The organism is Bacillus sp. SD127 (genome assembly GCF_058566445.1).
Genome location: NZ_CP191226.1, coordinates 2,604,662 through 2,619,377, shown reverse-complemented (window position 1 = coordinate 2,619,377; position 14,716 = coordinate 2,604,662). Strand labels below are relative to the sequence as shown.

The window sequence follows — 14,716 nt, the reverse complement described above, 5'->3', positions numbered from 1 at the left end:
GCGATGAACAGGCGGTTACGGGACTTATAGGAGGGGACAAAAATGAAATTTTACACCATTAAATTGCCGAAGTTTTTAGGAGGAATTGTCCGGGCGATGCTGGGCTCATTTAGAAAAGATTAAAGCCCAGGGGTTCAAGCCCCCTTTCACCACATAAAAACGCCTGCCACATATCAGGGCAGGCGTTCATTTTGTTATACACGCTCAACTTTACCGGATTTCAAAGCTCGAGCAGATACATATACTTTTTTAGGTTTTCCGTTCACAAGGATACGAACCTTTTGAAGATTCGCGCCCCAAGTGCGCTTAGAAGCGTTCATTGCGTGAGAACGGTTATTCCCAGCTGTTGTTTTTTTACCTGTGATAACGCATTTACGTGCCATTTGTTTCCCTCCTCACTTGCACAAAACATCTACTTTTTCACTTTCATATGTTCTTAGATGCTTTCGATATGGATACTTTAAATAATTTACCACAGCTAAAAAACGTTTGCAACTATTGTTTCATCATCTTTCAAGAAAATTCACTTGACATCTTGCACAAACAGCGGCGCTATAGTATATGTAAAGAGACGTGCAGCGTTTGTCGCGTCTTTTCTTTTCATAATGGAATTCATATAGTAGAATAGCTGTAACTCTATGCATTCGAAGGAGGAACTAGTGTGTCCATTGAATTAAGAACGAAATACGGGCAGATTGATATATCGAATGAAGTCATTGCAATGGTTGCCGGCGGCGCTGCGATTGACTGTTACGGCATCGTTGGAATGGCCTCTAAAAACCAAATTAAAGACGGACTGACTGAAATCCTTCGGAAAGAGAATTTCAGCAGAGGTGTTCAAGTTCGCCAAGAAGCAGAACAGATACATATTGACATGTATATCATTGTCAGCTACGGCACAAAAATTTCTGAAGTGGCACATAACGTCCAAACAAAAGTAAAGTACACAGTAAATCAAACAGTCGGACTTGCAGTGGACTCTGTCAATATTTATGTCCAAGGCGTACGAGTGACGAACCCGTAGTTAGGAGGAGTAGGATTGTCTATCAGAACATTAGACGGCAGAACCTTTGCCGAGATGATTCTTGCAGGTGCACAGAATCTGTCGCAAAACGCGAGTGCGGTTGACGCGCTCAACGTGTTTCCGGTGCCGGACGGTGATACGGGAACAAACATGAACCTGTCAATGACTTCCGGGGCAAGAGAAGTGGAGCATTTGGAGACAAGTAATATCGGTAAAGTGGGTTCCGCGTTATCTAAAGGATTGCTCATGGGGGCAAGAGGGAATTCAGGAGTCATCCTGTCTCAATTGTTCCGAGGATTCAGTAAAAGCATTGAAACAAAAAAAGAAATTAATGCAAAAGAGTTTGCCGCCGCGCTGCAAGCCGGTGTCGATATGGCTTACAAAGCAGTCATGAAGCCTGTGGAGGGCACCATCTTAACAGTTGCAAAAGATGCTGCGAAACAAGCGGTGGCCCTGGCGGAAAAAGAAACCGATATCATTGCGCTGATGACATCGGTGACAAAGGAAGCTGTGGCATCCTTAAACCGGACACCGGAATTGCTGCCTGTCCTGAAGGAAGTAGGAGTTGTTGACAGCGGAGGCAAAGGCCTGCTTTGTGTGTATGAAGGTTTCCTCGCTTCATTAAAAGGAGAGACCGTTCCTGAGAAAACCGTTCTTCCGTCACTTGATGACATGGTCAGCGCAGAGCATCATAAGAGCGCGCAGAGCATGATGAATACAGATGATATTGAATTCGGTTTCTGTACAGAAGTGATGGTAAGGCTCGATCAGAATAAAAGAGAATTTGATGAAGGCACATTCAGAAATGACCTCAGCCAATTTGGTGATTCTCTTTTGGTTATTGCAGACGAGTCTCTGGCGAAGGTTCATATTCATGCTGAAGAGCCGGGAAACGTGTTAAACTACGCTCAAAATTACGGTGAATTAATAAAAATCAAAATTGAAAACATGAGAGAGCAGCACACTTCCATCATCAGCCAGGACAGCGAGCCTGCTCACAGCGAGAAAACGGCAAAGCAGCCGTACGGCATTGTGACTGTTGCGATGGGAGAAGGCATTTCTGATTTATTCAAAAGCATTGGCGCTTCCGTTGTGATTGAAGGCGGCCAGACGATGAATCCAAGCACTGAGGATATTGTCGATGCTGTAAGATCTGTAAATGCAGACACTGTGTTTATCTTACCGAATAACTCCAACATTATCATGGCTGCCAATCAAGCCGCAAGTGTGATAGGCGATAAAGTTTTTGTCATTCCTGCCAAAACGGTTCCGCAAGGGATGTCAGCGCTGCTGGCATTTAATCCGGATCAAGAGCCTGAAGCAAATGAAGCCAATATGCTAAGTGCCATTCAGCAAGTAAAAAGCGGACAGGTGACATACTCAGTCAGGGATACTCATATTGACGGACAAGACATAAAAAAAGGCGACTTTATGGGAATTCTGAATGGAACGATTATCGGCAGTGCTGAAGATCAGCTGGGTGCTGCAAAAATGCTCTTGTCAGAGATGATCGGAGAAGAGGACGAAATTGTCACCATTCTTTATGGAGAGGATGCGTCTCAAGAAGAAGCTGAAGAGCTTGAAGCGTTTCTCAACGACAAGTACGAAGAGATTGAGGTTGAAATCCACAACGGAAAACAGCCGCTGTATTCGTATATAGTTTCTGCAGAATAGAAGGGCGATTCGCCCTTCTATTCTTATGTCTGCTTTTAAGTGCGGCAGCGCTGTAACGCGCCCGCTTGCCATTTTATATCCGATCAATTAGTCTAGAAGCAAAGCCGCTTATAAGCTCTGATTCATAAGGAGGAATAGCATGAAATACAGAAGCGTTTTTGATATTATCGGCCCGGTTATGATCGGTCCGTCCAGTTCGCATACAGCAGGAGCGGCGAGAATTGGGAGAGTGGCCAGAAGTTTATTTGGCAGAGAGCCTGAGCGCATCGTTGTGTCCTTTTACGGCTCTTTTGCTGAAACATATAAGGGTCACGGCACAGATGTGGCAATCATCGGCGGTCTGCTCGATTTTGATACATTTGACGAACGGATTAAAACCGCTATACAAATTGCAGAAGATAAAGGAATTGATATAGAGTTTCGAGTCGAAGACGCTGTTCCGGTTCACCCGAACACAGCTCGAATCAGCATTTCTGATGAAAAGGGAGAACTTGAACTGACGGGAATTTCGATAGGCGGAGGAAAAATTGAAATCACAGAATTAAACGGCTTTGAGCTCCGTCTGTCTGGAAACCACCCTGCCATTCTAGTTGTCCATAATGACAAGTTTGGCACCATTGCAGGAGTTGCCAATGTCCTTGCGAAATTCTCAATCAACGTCGGCCATATGGAAGTCGCCCGCAAGGATATTGGTCAGCTTGCGCTGATGACAATAGAAGTGGATCAAAATATTGACGATGATGTTCTCGATGAGCTGTCGAAGCTGCCGAACATTATTCAAGTGACAAAGATTGCTGACTAGCGAAGGGTCAGGAGGAGCCAGTTATGTTTCGTAATGTAAAAGAATTAATTGAGATAACGAAAGAAAAGCAAATGTCCATCTCTGACATCATGATCGCTCAAGAGATGGAAGTAACAGAAAAAACAAAAGAAGAAATTTTTCAGCAGATGGATCACAATCTGACTGTTATGGAAGCGGCGGTTCAGAAAGGGCTTGAAGGGGTTACGAGTCAAACGGGCTTAACAGGCGGGGATGCCGTTAAATTACAGGCCTACATTCGATCTGGAAAAAGCCTGTCGGGAGCGCTGATTTTAGACGCGGTATCGAAAGCTGTGGCAACAAATGAAGTGAATGCCGCCATGGGAACAATCTGTGCGACACCGACAGCCGGATCTGCAGGTGTAGTGCCGGGTACGTTATTTGCCGTGAAAGAAAAACTGAACCCGACAAGAGAACAAATGATCCGCTTTTTATTTACGGCCGGAGCTTTCGGATTTGTCGTAGCAAATAATGCAAGTATTTCCGGTGCTGCCGGCGGGTGTCAGGCAGAGGTAGGATCTGCCTCGGGCATGGCAGCTGCGGCAATTGTTGAAATGGCAGGCGGAACACCTGAGCAAAGTGCGGAGGCCATGGCCATTACATTAAAAAATATGCTCGGCCTTGTGTGTGATCCTGTTGCGGGCCTTGTTGAAGTGCCTTGTGTGAAGCGGAATGCAATGGGCGCATCAAACGCGATGATTGCTGCTGATATGGCATTAGCAGGCATTACAAGCCGGATTCCATGTGACGAGGTCATCGATGCGATGTATAAAATCGGCCAAACGATGCCCACTGCCCTTAGAGAAACAGGCCAGGGCGGTTTAGCGGCCACACCGACGGGAAGAGAATTAGAGAAAAAAATATTCGGAGGAGCGCTGGGTTCAAGTGAAACAACATCAGCAAACTAGTATAGCCAACATTAAGGGCATTGGGCCGGAAACAGAAAAAACATTAAATGAACTCGGTATTTATGACATTTCTGATCTTCTGAATTATTTCCCATATCGCTATGATGACTACGAGCTGAGGGATTTAGAAGAAGTACAGCATGATGAAAGAGTCACAGTTGAAGGGAAGGTTCATTCAGAGCCTTCTCTTACCTATTACGGAAAAAAACGAAACAGGCTGACATTTCGCCTTCTTGTCGGCCATTATTTAATCACTGCCATTTGTTTTAACCGTCCTTATTTAAAGAAAAAGCTTTCGCTGGGCTCTGTTGTGACGATTTCCGGTAAATGGGACAAGCACCGTCAGACCATTTCCGTTCAGGAATTAAAAAATGGGCCGCATCAAGAGGATAAAAGCATTGAACCAGTTTATTCCGTGAAAGAAAATGTCACCGTCAAAATGATGAGACGTTTTATTCAGCACGGGCTGACCCAATATGCGGACTCAATACCTGATCCTCTCCCGGAAAATCTTAAAGTTCGCTATAAGCTGCCGGACTATCATCAAGCGTTAAAAGCGATGCACCAGCCAGAAACAAGAGAAGCATTAAAGCTGGCCAGACGCCGATTCGTTTACGAAGAATTTTTATTATTTCAGTTGAAAATGCAGGCGTTCCGAAAGGCGGAAAGAGAGCAGTCACAAGGGATACGGCAGCGTTTTTCAAACGAAGAACTCATGACATTTGTCAAAAGCCTCCCATTTCCTCTCACCAACGCCCAGTCCCGCGTGCTCCGCGAAATAACAGCAGACATGTCCTCCCCATACAGAATGAACCGTCTTCTTCAAGGAGACGTCGGATCAGGAAAAACGGCAGTCGCTGCCATCGCGCTTTATGCGGCCATTTTATCCGGATATCAGGGAGCGCTTATGGTTCCGACAGAAATTCTTGCTGAACAGCATGCTGATTCCCTTGTTTCACTGTTTGAAAAGTGGGATGTCAATGTTGCCCTTCTGACAAGCTCTGTAAAAGGGAAGCGCCGAAGGGAATTGCTTGAGCGGCTTGCTGCGGGAGAGATTGATATTCTTGTAGGAACCCATGCTTTAATCCAGGATGAGGTCGAGTTTAAAGCGCTAAGTCTTGTCATCACGGATGAGCAGCACCGATTTGGAGTTGAACAGCGGAAGAAGCTTCGGAACAAAGGGCAGGATCCCGATGTTCTCTTTATGACAGCCACTCCGATTCCGAGAACCCTGGCGATTACTGTTTTCGGTGAAATGGATGTCTCCGTCATTGATGAGATGCCGGCGGGGCGAAAACAAATCGAGACTTATTGGGTGAAACATGACATGCTGGACCGCATTCTGGCATTCGTCGAAAAAGAATTAAAGCAGGGCAGACAGGCGTATATTATCTGTCCGCTGATCGAAGAATCAGACAAGCTTGATGTGCAAAACGCTATAGATGTATACAATATGCTTTCTGAGGTTTTCCGTGGAAAATGGAACGTCGGTCTTATGCACGGAAAACTGCATTCCGATGAAAAAGATCAGGTGATGAGGGAATTCAGCGCGAATACGTGTCAAATTCTCGTATCAACCACTGTTGTTGAAGTCGGAGTGAATGTCCCGAATGCAACGATTATGGTCATTTACGACGCCGATCGCTTTGGTTTGTCCCAGCTTCACCAGCTGCGCGGCCGTGTAGGCCGCGGCGAGCACCAGTCCTACTGCATTCTTATGGCTGATCCGAAATCAGAAACAGGAAAAGAACGGATGAGAATCATGTCGGAAACCAATAACGGCTTTGAACTGTCTGAAAAGGATTTGGAACTGAGAGGCCCGGGAGATTTCTTTGGAAAAAAACAAAGCGGAATGCCTGATTTTAAGGTGGCGGACATGGTTCATGATTACAGAGCGCTTGAAACGGCAAGGCAGGACGCTGCAAATCTGGTGGCTTCGGAAGCGTTCTGGAACGACCCTGAATATGGGGCGCTAAGAGAGCATTTGCTGAAAAGCGGAGTCATGGACGGGGAAAAATTGAGCTGAGGTAAGAAGTTTTTGGTGTTCAGCCAGAAACAATCATTGCATTCCAATCTATGAAATTATATACTACTATTAGTACCTAGTCTTAATTTGCCGGATGGTGTTTAGATATGAGAAGAAATAAGAAAGAACGCCAGGAATTACTTCAGCAGACGATCAAAGCAACCCCATTTATTACAGATGAAGAATTAGCGGGAAAATTCGGAGTAAGCATTCAGACGATTCGTTTGGACCGCTTGGAGCTTTCCATACCGGAGCTGAGAGAAAGAATTAAGAACGTGGCAGAGAAAACGCTTGAAGATGAAGTGAAGTCCCTGTCACTAGACGAAGTCATCGGAGAAATTATTGACCTTGAGCTGGATGATCAGGCGATTTCTATTTTAGAAATAAAACAGGAGCATGTATTCAGCCGGAATCAGATTGCAAGAGGACATCATTTATTTGCTCAGGCGAATTCTTTGGCCGTTGCAATTATAGATGACGAACTGGCGCTGACTGCAAGTGCAGATATCCGCTTTACCAGGCAGGTAAAGCAGGGTGAGCGCGTCGTTGCGAAAGCGAAAGTGACGGCGGTTGAGAAAGAAAAAGGAAGAACGGTTGTCGAAGTAAACAGCTATGTTGCAGAGGAAATTGTTTTTTCTGGACGCTTTGACATGTACCGTTCAAAACATTCATAAAGGTGGAGCATGCATGAGAATAGCTGTAGATGCAATGGGAGGAGACCACGCTCCCAAAGCTGTTATTGACGGAGTTATGAAGGGTATAGAGTCATTTGATGATCTTCATATTACACTTGTCGGTGACAAGACAACAATAGAATCGTATTTAACAACATCATCAGACCGCATCACGGTGCTGCACGCAGATGAAGTGATTGAGCCTACGGACGAACCGGTCCGCGCCGTGCGGAGAAAAAAGAACTCCTCTATGGTCCTGATGGCGCAGGAAGTTGCAGAAGGCAGAGCTGACGCCTGCATTTCAGCAGGAAATACCGGCGCGCTAATGACAGCCGGCCTGTTTATTGTGGGAAGAATTAAAGGAATTGACCGCCCTGCGCTTGCACCGACACTGCCGACTGTATCAGGCGGCGGATTTCTGCTCCTTGATGTCGGCGCCAATGTAGATGCCAAGCCTGAGCATCTCGTTCAATACGCCATTATGGGTTCTGTTTATTCCCAGCAAGTCCGAGGCGTGACTTCACCGAGAGTCGGACTTTTGAATGTCGGAACAGAAGATAAAAAAGGAAACGAATTGACGAAGCAGACGTTCCAATTATTAAAAGAGGCAAACATCAACTTTATCGGAAACGTGGAAGCACGGGACCTTTTAGACGATGTAGCAGATGTCGTAGTAACGGACGGATTTACCGGGAATGTTACACTCAAAACGCTTGAAGGCTCTGCGATGTCCATTTTTAAAATGATGAAAGAAGCGCTCACGTCAAACTTTACATCTAAGCTTGCGGCCGCTGTGCTGAAGCCGAAGATGAAGGAAATGAAAATGAAAATGGATTATTCCGAATACGGCGGAGCAAGTCTTTTCGGTTTGAAAGCGCCGGTAATCAAGGCACACGGCTCTTCTGATGCCCGTGCGGTTTACCATGCGATCCGCCAAGCCAGAGAGATGGTCAGCCAAAACATGGCTGCGCTCATTCAGGAAGAAGTAAAAGAAGAAAAAACAGATGAATAGTCTGGAGGTTTTTACATCATGAGTAAGATTGCATTTTTATTCCCTGGTCAGGGATCTCAATTTATCGGCATGGGGAAAGAGCTTTATGATCAGGTTCCAGCTGCAAAACGTCTGTTCGATGAAGCGGACGAAACATTGGAAACAAAGCTCAGCTCACTGATTTTTGAAGGTGATGCCAAAGAATTAACCCTTACATACAATGCGCAGCCTGCTTTGCTGACGACTAGCATGGCTGTGCTTGAAAAATTTAAAGAATCAGGCATTACACCTGATTTCACAGCCGGACACAGCCTTGGAGAATATTCTGCACTGGTGGCGGCTGGCGCAATGAGCTTTAAAGACGCTGTTTATACTGTCAGAAAACGCGGTGAGTTCATGAACGAAGCGGTGCCGGCCGGAGAAGGAGCGATGGCTGCCATTCTCGGCATGGATGCCGACGCATTGAAACAAGTAACCGATAAAGTCACTGAGGATGGCCACCTTGTGCAGCTTGCCAACCTCAACTGTCCCGGACAAATCGTTATTTCCGGAACGGCAAAAGGAGTAGAGCTTGCATCTGAACAGGCAAAAGAGAACGGTGCTAAACGTGCGATTCCGCTTGACGTAAGCGGTCCGTTCCATTCTGAACTGATGAAGCCTGCTGCTGATAAGCTGAAGGAAGTCTTGGACTCCTGTGAACTGAAAGACGCAGACGTGCCGGTGATCTCAAATGTTTCTGCAGATGTGATGACAGATAAGGCAGACATTAAAGAGAAACTCATTGAGCAGCTGTACTCCCCGGTTCGTTTTGAGGAAACTGTTAACAAGCTGATCGCAGAGGGTGTTACGACGTTTATTGAAATCGGTCCCGGCAAAGTGCTTTCAGGCCTTGTGAAAAAAGTAAACAGACGCTTAAAAACCATTGCCGTATCAGACCCGGAAACGATTGAACTGGCAATTCAAACGCTTAAGGAGGAGAATGAGAATGCTTAATGAAAAAACAGCTGTTGTCACTGGCGCATCCCGCGGAATCGGCCGTTCAATCGCCCTTGACTTGGCCAAAAACGGTGCAAACGTTGTCGTTAACTACTCAGGCAGCGAAGCGAAAGCAAATGAAGTCGTAGATGAAATCAAATCAATGGGCAGAAAAGCGATTGCTGTCAAAGCCGATGTATCAAATCTTGAAGATGTACAAAACATGATAAAAGAAGCGATTTCTGTTTTCTCTACGATTGACATTCTAGTGAACAACGCCGGAATTACAAAAGACAATCTCATCATGAGGATGAAAGAAGATGAGTGGGATGATGTCATTAACATTAACCTGAAGGGTGTTTTCAACTGCACGAAAGCTGTCACAAGACAAATGATGAAGCAGCGTTCAGGCCGGATTATTAACGTATCGTCTATCGTCGGCGTCAGCGGAAATCCTGGACAAGCCAACTACGTGGCTGCAAAAGCAGGTGTGATCGGCTTAACAAAATCTTCAGCTAAAGAGCTCGCAAGCCGCAACATCACAGTTAATGCGATTGCGCCTGGATTTATCTCAACTGATATGACAGATAAACTTGCTAAAGACGTTCAAGATGAAATGCTGAAACAAATTCCGCTCGCTCGCTTTGGCGATCCCGGCGATGTCAGCAGCGTCGTCACGTTTCTTGCTTCAGAGGGAGCGCGTTACATGACAGGCCAGACGCTTCATATTGACGGCGGAATGGTAATGTAAGTTTTTTCTCGAAAATTTCATCATAGTTACTCTAGTTTTTTAAAAACGAATCCACTATAATACTTGAGGGGAGGTGAATTGCTATGGCAGATACATTAGAGCGTGTAACGAAAATCATCGTAGATCGCCTTGGCGTTGATGAAGCAGACGTCAAACTTGAAGCTTCTTTCAAGGAAGACTTAGGTGCTGATTCCCTGGATGTAGTTGAGCTTGTTATGGAACTTGAAGACGAGTTTGATATGGAAATTTCTGACGAAGATGCTGAAAAGATTGCAACAGTCGGCGACGCTGTGAACTACATACAAAACCAGCAATAAGCTGATGCTAAAAGTCCCGCCGAAACGCGGGGCTTTAGCCCTTTATTCGTGCAGTTATTACAGCATGCCGCTTTTACGCGCGCTGTATCCGGTTTAGTCAGAGAAGCGCGGTGAACCTGATGTGCCTATGGAGGTTACTATGTCAAAACACTCACATTATAAAGATAAGAAAAAGTTCTATAAAAAAATAGAACAATTTAAAGAGTTTCAAGAACGGATCTCGGTTCACTTTCAAAATGAAAAGCTTTTGTATCAAGCATTTACACATTCATCTTATGTGAATGAGCATCGGAAAAAGCCGTATGAAGATAATGAAAGGCTTGAATTTTTAGGTGACGCTGTTTTGGAACTGACGATCTCCAGATTCTTATTTGCCAAGTATCCGGCTATGAGTGAAGGAGATTTGACGAAATTGAGAGCCGCGATTGTATGCGAACCGTCTCTCGTTTCATTGGCTCACGAACTGTCATTCGGCGATCTTGTCCTATTAGGGAAAGGCGAGGAAATGACGGGCGGCAGAAAACGCCCTGCACTTTTGGCGGATGTCTTCGAAGCATTTATCGGAGCCTTGTATCTTGACCAGGGATTAGAGCCGGTCGAAAGTTTCTTAAAAGTCTATGTGTTCCCTAAAATAAACGATGGTGCTTTTTCTCATGTGATGGATTTTAAAAGCCAGCTGCAGGAATACGTGCAGCGGGACGGCAAGGGCTCGCTGGAGTATAAAATATCCAACGAAAAAGGACCTGCCCATAACCGTGAATTCGAAGCCATCGTATCTCTAAAAGGTGAACCACTCGGAGTCGGAAACGGCCGTTCAAAGAAAGAAGCCGAACAGCACGCTGCTCAGGAAGCTCTAGCTAAATTGCAAAAACACCATACGAAACAATAAAATCCCCCTAAGTTATAAGGGGGATTTCAGTATGTTTGCCGTCTTATTTCATCCATGTTTATGATAAAATTGAAATACTTATTACATAAGGAGGATCGCTATGTTCCTCAAACGTTTAGACGTTATAGGATTTAAATCATTTGCAGAACGGATTTCCGTTGATTTTGTAAAAGGCGTCACTGCGGTTGTCGGCCCGAACGGAAGCGGAAAAAGCAATATCACAGACGCTATTCGCTGGGTTCTTGGAGAACAATCTGCACGTTCCCTTCGCGGCGGGAAAATGGAAGATATTATTTTTGCCGGCAGTGATTCGAGAAAACGGTTAAATCTTGCCGAAGTTACACTTACGCTTGATAATGACGATCATTTTTTGCCGATTGACTTCCATGAGGTCAGTGTCACAAGACGTGTGTACAGATCTGGCGAGAGTGAATTTTTAATTAACAATCAGCCGTGCCGCTTAAAAGATATTATTGATTTATTTATGGACTCAGGACTTGGAAAAGAAGCATTTTCGATTATCAGCCAAGGGAAAGTGGAAGAAATCCTGAGCAGCAAAGCGGAGGATCGCCGCAGTATCTTTGAAGAAGCAGCAGGGGTGCTCAAATACAAAACGAGAAAGAAAAAAGCAGAAAACAAGCTGTTTGAAACCCAGGATAATTTAAACCGGGTAGAAGATATATTACATGAGCTGGAAGGCCAGGTTGAACCTCTTAAAATACAGGCCTCAATCGCGAAAGACTACCTGGAGAAAAAGAAAGAGCTTGAGCACGTTGAAATTGCGCTGACCGCTTACGATATTGAAGAGCTGCACGCCAAATGGTCAAGCCTTCAGGAGAAAGTGCAAGCCGCTAAGGAAGAAGAGCTTGCTGAATCGTCTGCTATTTCAGCAAAAGAAGCGAAAATTGAAGATGCTCGAGACAAAATTCAAGCCCTCGATGAATCAGTGGACGAGCTCCAGCAAGTCTTACTTGTGACAAGTGAGGAGCTTGAAAAGCTGGAAGGGCGCAAAGAAGTACTGAAAGAACGCAAAAAAAACGCTGTGCAAAACCGAGAGCAGCTTGAAGAAGCCATCGTACAGTTTCAGCAAAAAGAAGCTGTGCTGAAAGAAGATCTTGCGAAGCAGGAAGCTGTTTTCGAAACGCTTCAGACAGAAGTGAAAGATTTAAAAGCACAGGTGAAGGAAAAGCAGCAGGCTCTCAGTCTTCATAATGAAAATGTCGAAGAGAAAATTGAACAGCTGAAAAGCGATTACTTTGAGCTGTTAAACAGCCAGGCGTCGATTCGCAATGAGCTCCAGCTGCTTGATGACCAGATGTCCCAATCAGCCGTTACCCAGCAGAGGCTAGCTGATAATAATGAAAAGCATCTGCAGGAACGGCGCGATATTTCCGCCCAAAAAGCTGCGTGTGAAACCGAGTTTGCGCGCATAGAGCAGGAGATTCACAGCCAAGTCGGCGCGTATCGTGAAATGCAGGTCAAATACGAGCAGAAAAAGCGTCAATATGAGAAAAATGAATCTGCTCTTTACCAAGCATACCAATACGTCCAGCAGGCGAGATCGAAAAAAGACATGCTTGAGACGATGCAGGGAGATTTCTCCGGCTTTTATCAAGGTGTTAAAGAGGTGCTGAAAGCGAAAGAGCGGCTTGGCGGTATTCGCGGGGCAGTCCTTGAGCTGATTTCAACAGAACAAAAGTATGAAACGGCCATTGAAATCGCACTCGGAGCTTCAGCACAGCATGTCGTGACCGATGATGAACAGTCCGCACGTAAAGCGATTCAATATTTGAAACAAAATTCGTTCGGCCGGGCGACATTTCTGCCGCTTTCTGTCATCAAAGACCGTCAGCTTCAAAGCAGAGACGCGGCAACTGCGGAGCAGCACCCGTCATTTCTCGGGGTTGCCAGTGATCTTGTCACATTTGATCCGGCGTATCGCCGTATCATTCAAAACCTGCTTGGCACCGTTCTGATTACAGAGCATTTAAAAGGTGCAAATGAGCTTGCGAAGCTGCTTGGACACCGTTACCGTATTGTTACTCTCGAGGGCGATGTCGTGAATCCTGGAGGTTCAATGACGGGGGGCGCCGTTAAAAAGAAAAACAACTCCCTGCTAGGAAGAAGCCGGGAACTAGAGGATGTCACCCAGCGGCTCGCTGAGATGGAAGAAAAAACAGCGCAGCTTGAACAAGAGGTCAAAACCCTTAAGCAATCCATTCAGGAGATGGAGAAAAAACTGGCTGAATTAAGAGAGGCCGGGGAAGGCTTAAGAGTAAAGCAGCAGGATGTGAAAGGCCAGCTGTATGAGCTTCAAGTCGCTGAGAAGAATATCAATACTCACTTAGAGCTCTATGATCAGGAAAAATCAGCTCTGTCAGAAAGCGATCAAGAGAAGAAAGCGCGCAAACGCGAGCTGGAAGAAAAGCTTTCTTCCGTATCCGAAAAGATGAAACAGCTTGAAGAGGATATTGATAGACTGACAAAACAAAAACAGACACAGTCCTCTACAAAAGAGTCTCTCTCCAATGAGCTGACTGAGCTGAAGATCGCAGCAGCGAAAAAAGAGCAAGCATGTAAGAGCGAAGAGGACAACCTCGCTAGATTAAAGAAAGAGCTCCAAGAAACAGAGCTTGCTTTAAAAGAGACGAAAGAGGACCTAAGCTTCTTAACGTCAGAAATGTCATCAAGCACAAGCGGCGAAGAAAAACTGGAAGAGGCCGCGAAACATAAATTGAATGACAAAACAAAAACAATTGAATTGATTGCGTTAAGGCGTGACCAGAGGATCAAACTTCAGCAGGGGCTTGATACGTATGAGCGTGAGCTGAAAGAAATGAAGCGCCTGTATAAACAAAAAACAACGCTCTTAAAAGACGAAGAAGTAAAACTAGGCCGAATGGAAGTCGAGCTTGATAATTTGCTGCAATACTTGCGGGAAGAATACAGCTTGTCCTTTGAGGGAGCTAAAGAGAAATATCAGCTTGAAACAGATCCTGAGGAAGCACGAAAGCGCGTGAAGCTGATTAAACTCGCAATAGAAGAGCTTGGGACGGTAAACCTCGGAAGCATAGATGAGTTTGAGAGGGTTAACGAACGCTATCAATTCTTGTCAGAGCAAAAAGAAGATTTAACAGAAGCAAAAAATACCCTGTTCCAAGTGATTGAGGAAATGGACGAAGAGATGACGAAACGCTTTAACGACACATTCGTTCAAATCCGCTCACACTTTGATCAAGTCTTCCGCTCCTTATTCGGAGGAGGACGAGCGGAATTAAGGCTTACCGATCCGAATGATCTGCTGCATTCCGGGGTAGAAATTATCGCGCAGCCGCCGGGAAAAAAACTGCAAAACTTAAACCTTTTGTCTGGCGGAGAGCGTGCGCTTACTGCTATTGCGCTTTTATTCTCAATTTTAAAGGTGCGCCCTGTGCCGTTTTGTGTTCTTGACGAGGTAGAAGCAGCGCTTGACGAAGCAAATGTGTTCCGGTTTGCGCAGTATTTGAAAAAATACAGCGCCGATACCCAGTTTATTGTGATTACCCACAGAAAAGGCACTATGGAGGAAGCCGATGTGCTTTACGGCGTGACAATGCCGGAATCAGGTGTTTCTAAGGTCATCTCAGTGAAGCTGGAAGAGACAAAAGAATTCGTTCAGTAACGAGGA

The 14,716-nt window shown here is 45.3% G+C and carries 14 protein-coding genes; 13 read left to right on the top strand and 1 reads right to left on the bottom strand.

Features of this window, described 5'->3' with window-relative positions:
* The first annotated feature begins 42 nt into the window (after window positions 1-42).
* A complete protein-coding gene (gene spoVM, locus ACQVGS_RS13625) occupies window positions 43-123 on the top strand; it encodes a stage V sporulation protein SpoVM (protein WP_003221545.1) in 81 nt (26 codons plus the stop codon).
* Between the two features lie 71 nt (window positions 124-194).
* Here the strand turns inward: spoVM and rpmB are convergent, their stop codons facing one another.
* Entirely contained in the window at window positions 195-383 is a 189-nt protein-coding gene (gene rpmB / locus ACQVGS_RS13620; RefSeq protein ID WP_003221548.1) for a 50S ribosomal protein L28, read from the bottom strand.
* 278 nt (window positions 384-661) lie between these two features.
* On the opposite strand from rpmB, the gene ACQVGS_RS13615 reads away from it, so the two are divergent.
* From ACQVGS_RS13615 to smc, 12 genes are all read left to right on the top strand, one after another.
* The gene (locus tag ACQVGS_RS13615) at window positions 662-1,024 is read left to right on the top strand and encodes an Asp23/Gls24 family envelope stress response protein (RefSeq protein ID WP_024121367.1); all 363 of its coding nucleotides are present in this window, start codon (window positions 662-664) and stop codon (window positions 1,022-1,024) included.
* 15 nt (window positions 1,025-1,039) lie between these two features.
* Entirely contained in the window at window positions 1,040-2,698 is a 1,659-nt protein-coding gene (locus tag ACQVGS_RS13610; RefSeq protein WP_106020680.1) for a DAK2 domain-containing protein, read from the top strand.
* A 139-nt stretch (window positions 2,699-2,837) separates the two neighbouring features.
* Complete coding sequence (sdaAB, locus tag ACQVGS_RS13605; protein WP_024121369.1) at window positions 2,838-3,500, top strand: L-serine ammonia-lyase, iron-sulfur-dependent subunit beta; 663 nt, start codon at window positions 2,838-2,840, stop codon at window positions 3,498-3,500.
* A 23-nt stretch (window positions 3,501-3,523) separates the two neighbouring features.
* Complete coding sequence (gene sdaAA / locus ACQVGS_RS13600) at window positions 3,524-4,426, top strand: L-serine ammonia-lyase, iron-sulfur-dependent, subunit alpha (RefSeq protein ID WP_024121370.1); 903 nt, start codon at window positions 3,524-3,526, stop codon at window positions 4,424-4,426.
* Window positions 4,404-6,452 carry an ATP-dependent DNA helicase RecG gene (gene recG / locus ACQVGS_RS13595; RefSeq protein ID WP_106020682.1) on the top strand — a complete coding sequence of 683 codons (2,049 nt, stop codon included), beginning with the start codon at window positions 4,404-4,406 and terminating at the stop codon, window positions 6,450-6,452. Before sdaAA ends, recG begins: the two co-directional genes overlap by 23 nt.
* 107 nt (window positions 6,453-6,559) lie before the next feature.
* Window positions 6,560-7,126 carry a transcription factor FapR gene (fapR, locus tag ACQVGS_RS13590; RefSeq protein WP_106020684.1) on the top strand — a complete coding sequence of 189 codons (567 nt, stop codon included), beginning with the start codon at window positions 6,560-6,562 and terminating at the stop codon, window positions 7,124-7,126.
* Between the two features lie 13 nt (window positions 7,127-7,139).
* Window positions 7,140-8,138, top strand: coding sequence for a phosphate acyltransferase PlsX (plsX, locus tag ACQVGS_RS13585; RefSeq protein WP_024121373.1), 999 nt, complete (start codon window positions 7,140-7,142; stop codon window positions 8,136-8,138).
* Between the two features lie 18 nt (window positions 8,139-8,156).
* Window positions 8,157-9,110 (top strand): ACP S-malonyltransferase, encoded by a 954-nt coding sequence (gene fabD, locus ACQVGS_RS13580; protein ID WP_095713824.1) that lies wholly within the window; start codon window positions 8,157-8,159, stop codon window positions 9,108-9,110.
* Window positions 9,103-9,843 (top strand): 3-oxoacyl-[acyl-carrier-protein] reductase, encoded by a 741-nt coding sequence (gene fabG, locus ACQVGS_RS13575; RefSeq protein ID WP_101863348.1) that lies wholly within the window; start codon window positions 9,103-9,105, stop codon window positions 9,841-9,843. Before fabD ends, fabG begins: the two co-directional genes overlap by 8 nt.
* Window positions 9,844-9,926: 83 nt before the next feature.
* Window positions 9,927-10,160: an acyl carrier protein gene (gene acpP, locus ACQVGS_RS13570; RefSeq protein WP_003154310.1), complete on the top strand. Its 234-nt coding sequence runs from the start codon at window positions 9,927-9,929 to the stop codon at window positions 10,158-10,160.
* Window positions 10,161-10,299: 139 nt separating this feature from the next.
* The gene (gene rncS, locus ACQVGS_RS13565) at window positions 10,300-11,049 is read left to right on the top strand and encodes a ribonuclease III (RefSeq protein WP_010334220.1); all 750 of its coding nucleotides are present in this window, start codon (window positions 10,300-10,302) and stop codon (window positions 11,047-11,049) included.
* 100 nt (window positions 11,050-11,149) lie between these two features.
* On the top strand, window positions 11,150-14,710 hold the full coding sequence (gene smc / locus ACQVGS_RS13560) for a chromosome segregation protein SMC (RefSeq protein WP_095713825.1): 3,561 nt from the start codon (window positions 11,150-11,152) through the stop codon (window positions 14,708-14,710).
* The last annotated feature ends 6 nt before the right edge of the window (window positions 14,711-14,716 follow it).

Bases quoted from the DNA above. Each gene is read 5' to 3' on its own strand.
- spoVM (WP_003221545.1), top strand. From the start codon at position 43: ATGAAATTTTACACCATTAAATTGCCGAAGTTTTTAGGAGGAATTGTC.
- rpmB (WP_003221548.1), bottom strand. From the start codon at position 383: ATGGCACGTAAATGCGTTATCACAGGTAAAAAAACAACAGCTGGGAAT.
- sdaAB (WP_024121369.1), top strand. From the start codon at position 2,838: ATGAAATACAGAAGCGTTTTTGATATTATCGGCCCGGTTATGATCGGT.
- sdaAA (WP_024121370.1), top strand. From the start codon at position 3,524: ATGTTTCGTAATGTAAAAGAATTAATTGAGATAACGAAAGAAAAGCAA.
- fapR (WP_106020684.1), top strand. From the start codon at position 6,560: ATGAGAAGAAATAAGAAAGAACGCCAGGAATTACTTCAGCAGACGATC.
- plsX (WP_024121373.1), top strand. From the start codon at position 7,140: ATGAGAATAGCTGTAGATGCAATGGGAGGAGACCACGCTCCCAAAGCT.
- fabD (WP_095713824.1), top strand. From the start codon at position 8,157: ATGAGTAAGATTGCATTTTTATTCCCTGGTCAGGGATCTCAATTTATC.
- fabG (WP_101863348.1), top strand. From the start codon at position 9,103: ATGCTTAATGAAAAAACAGCTGTTGTCACTGGCGCATCCCGCGGAATC.
- acpP (WP_003154310.1), top strand. From the start codon at position 9,927: ATGGCAGATACATTAGAGCGTGTAACGAAAATCATCGTAGATCGCCTT.
- rncS (WP_010334220.1), top strand. From the start codon at position 10,300: ATGTCAAAACACTCACATTATAAAGATAAGAAAAAGTTCTATAAAAAA.
- smc (WP_095713825.1), top strand. From the start codon at position 11,150: ATGTTCCTCAAACGTTTAGACGTTATAGGATTTAAATCATTTGCAGAA.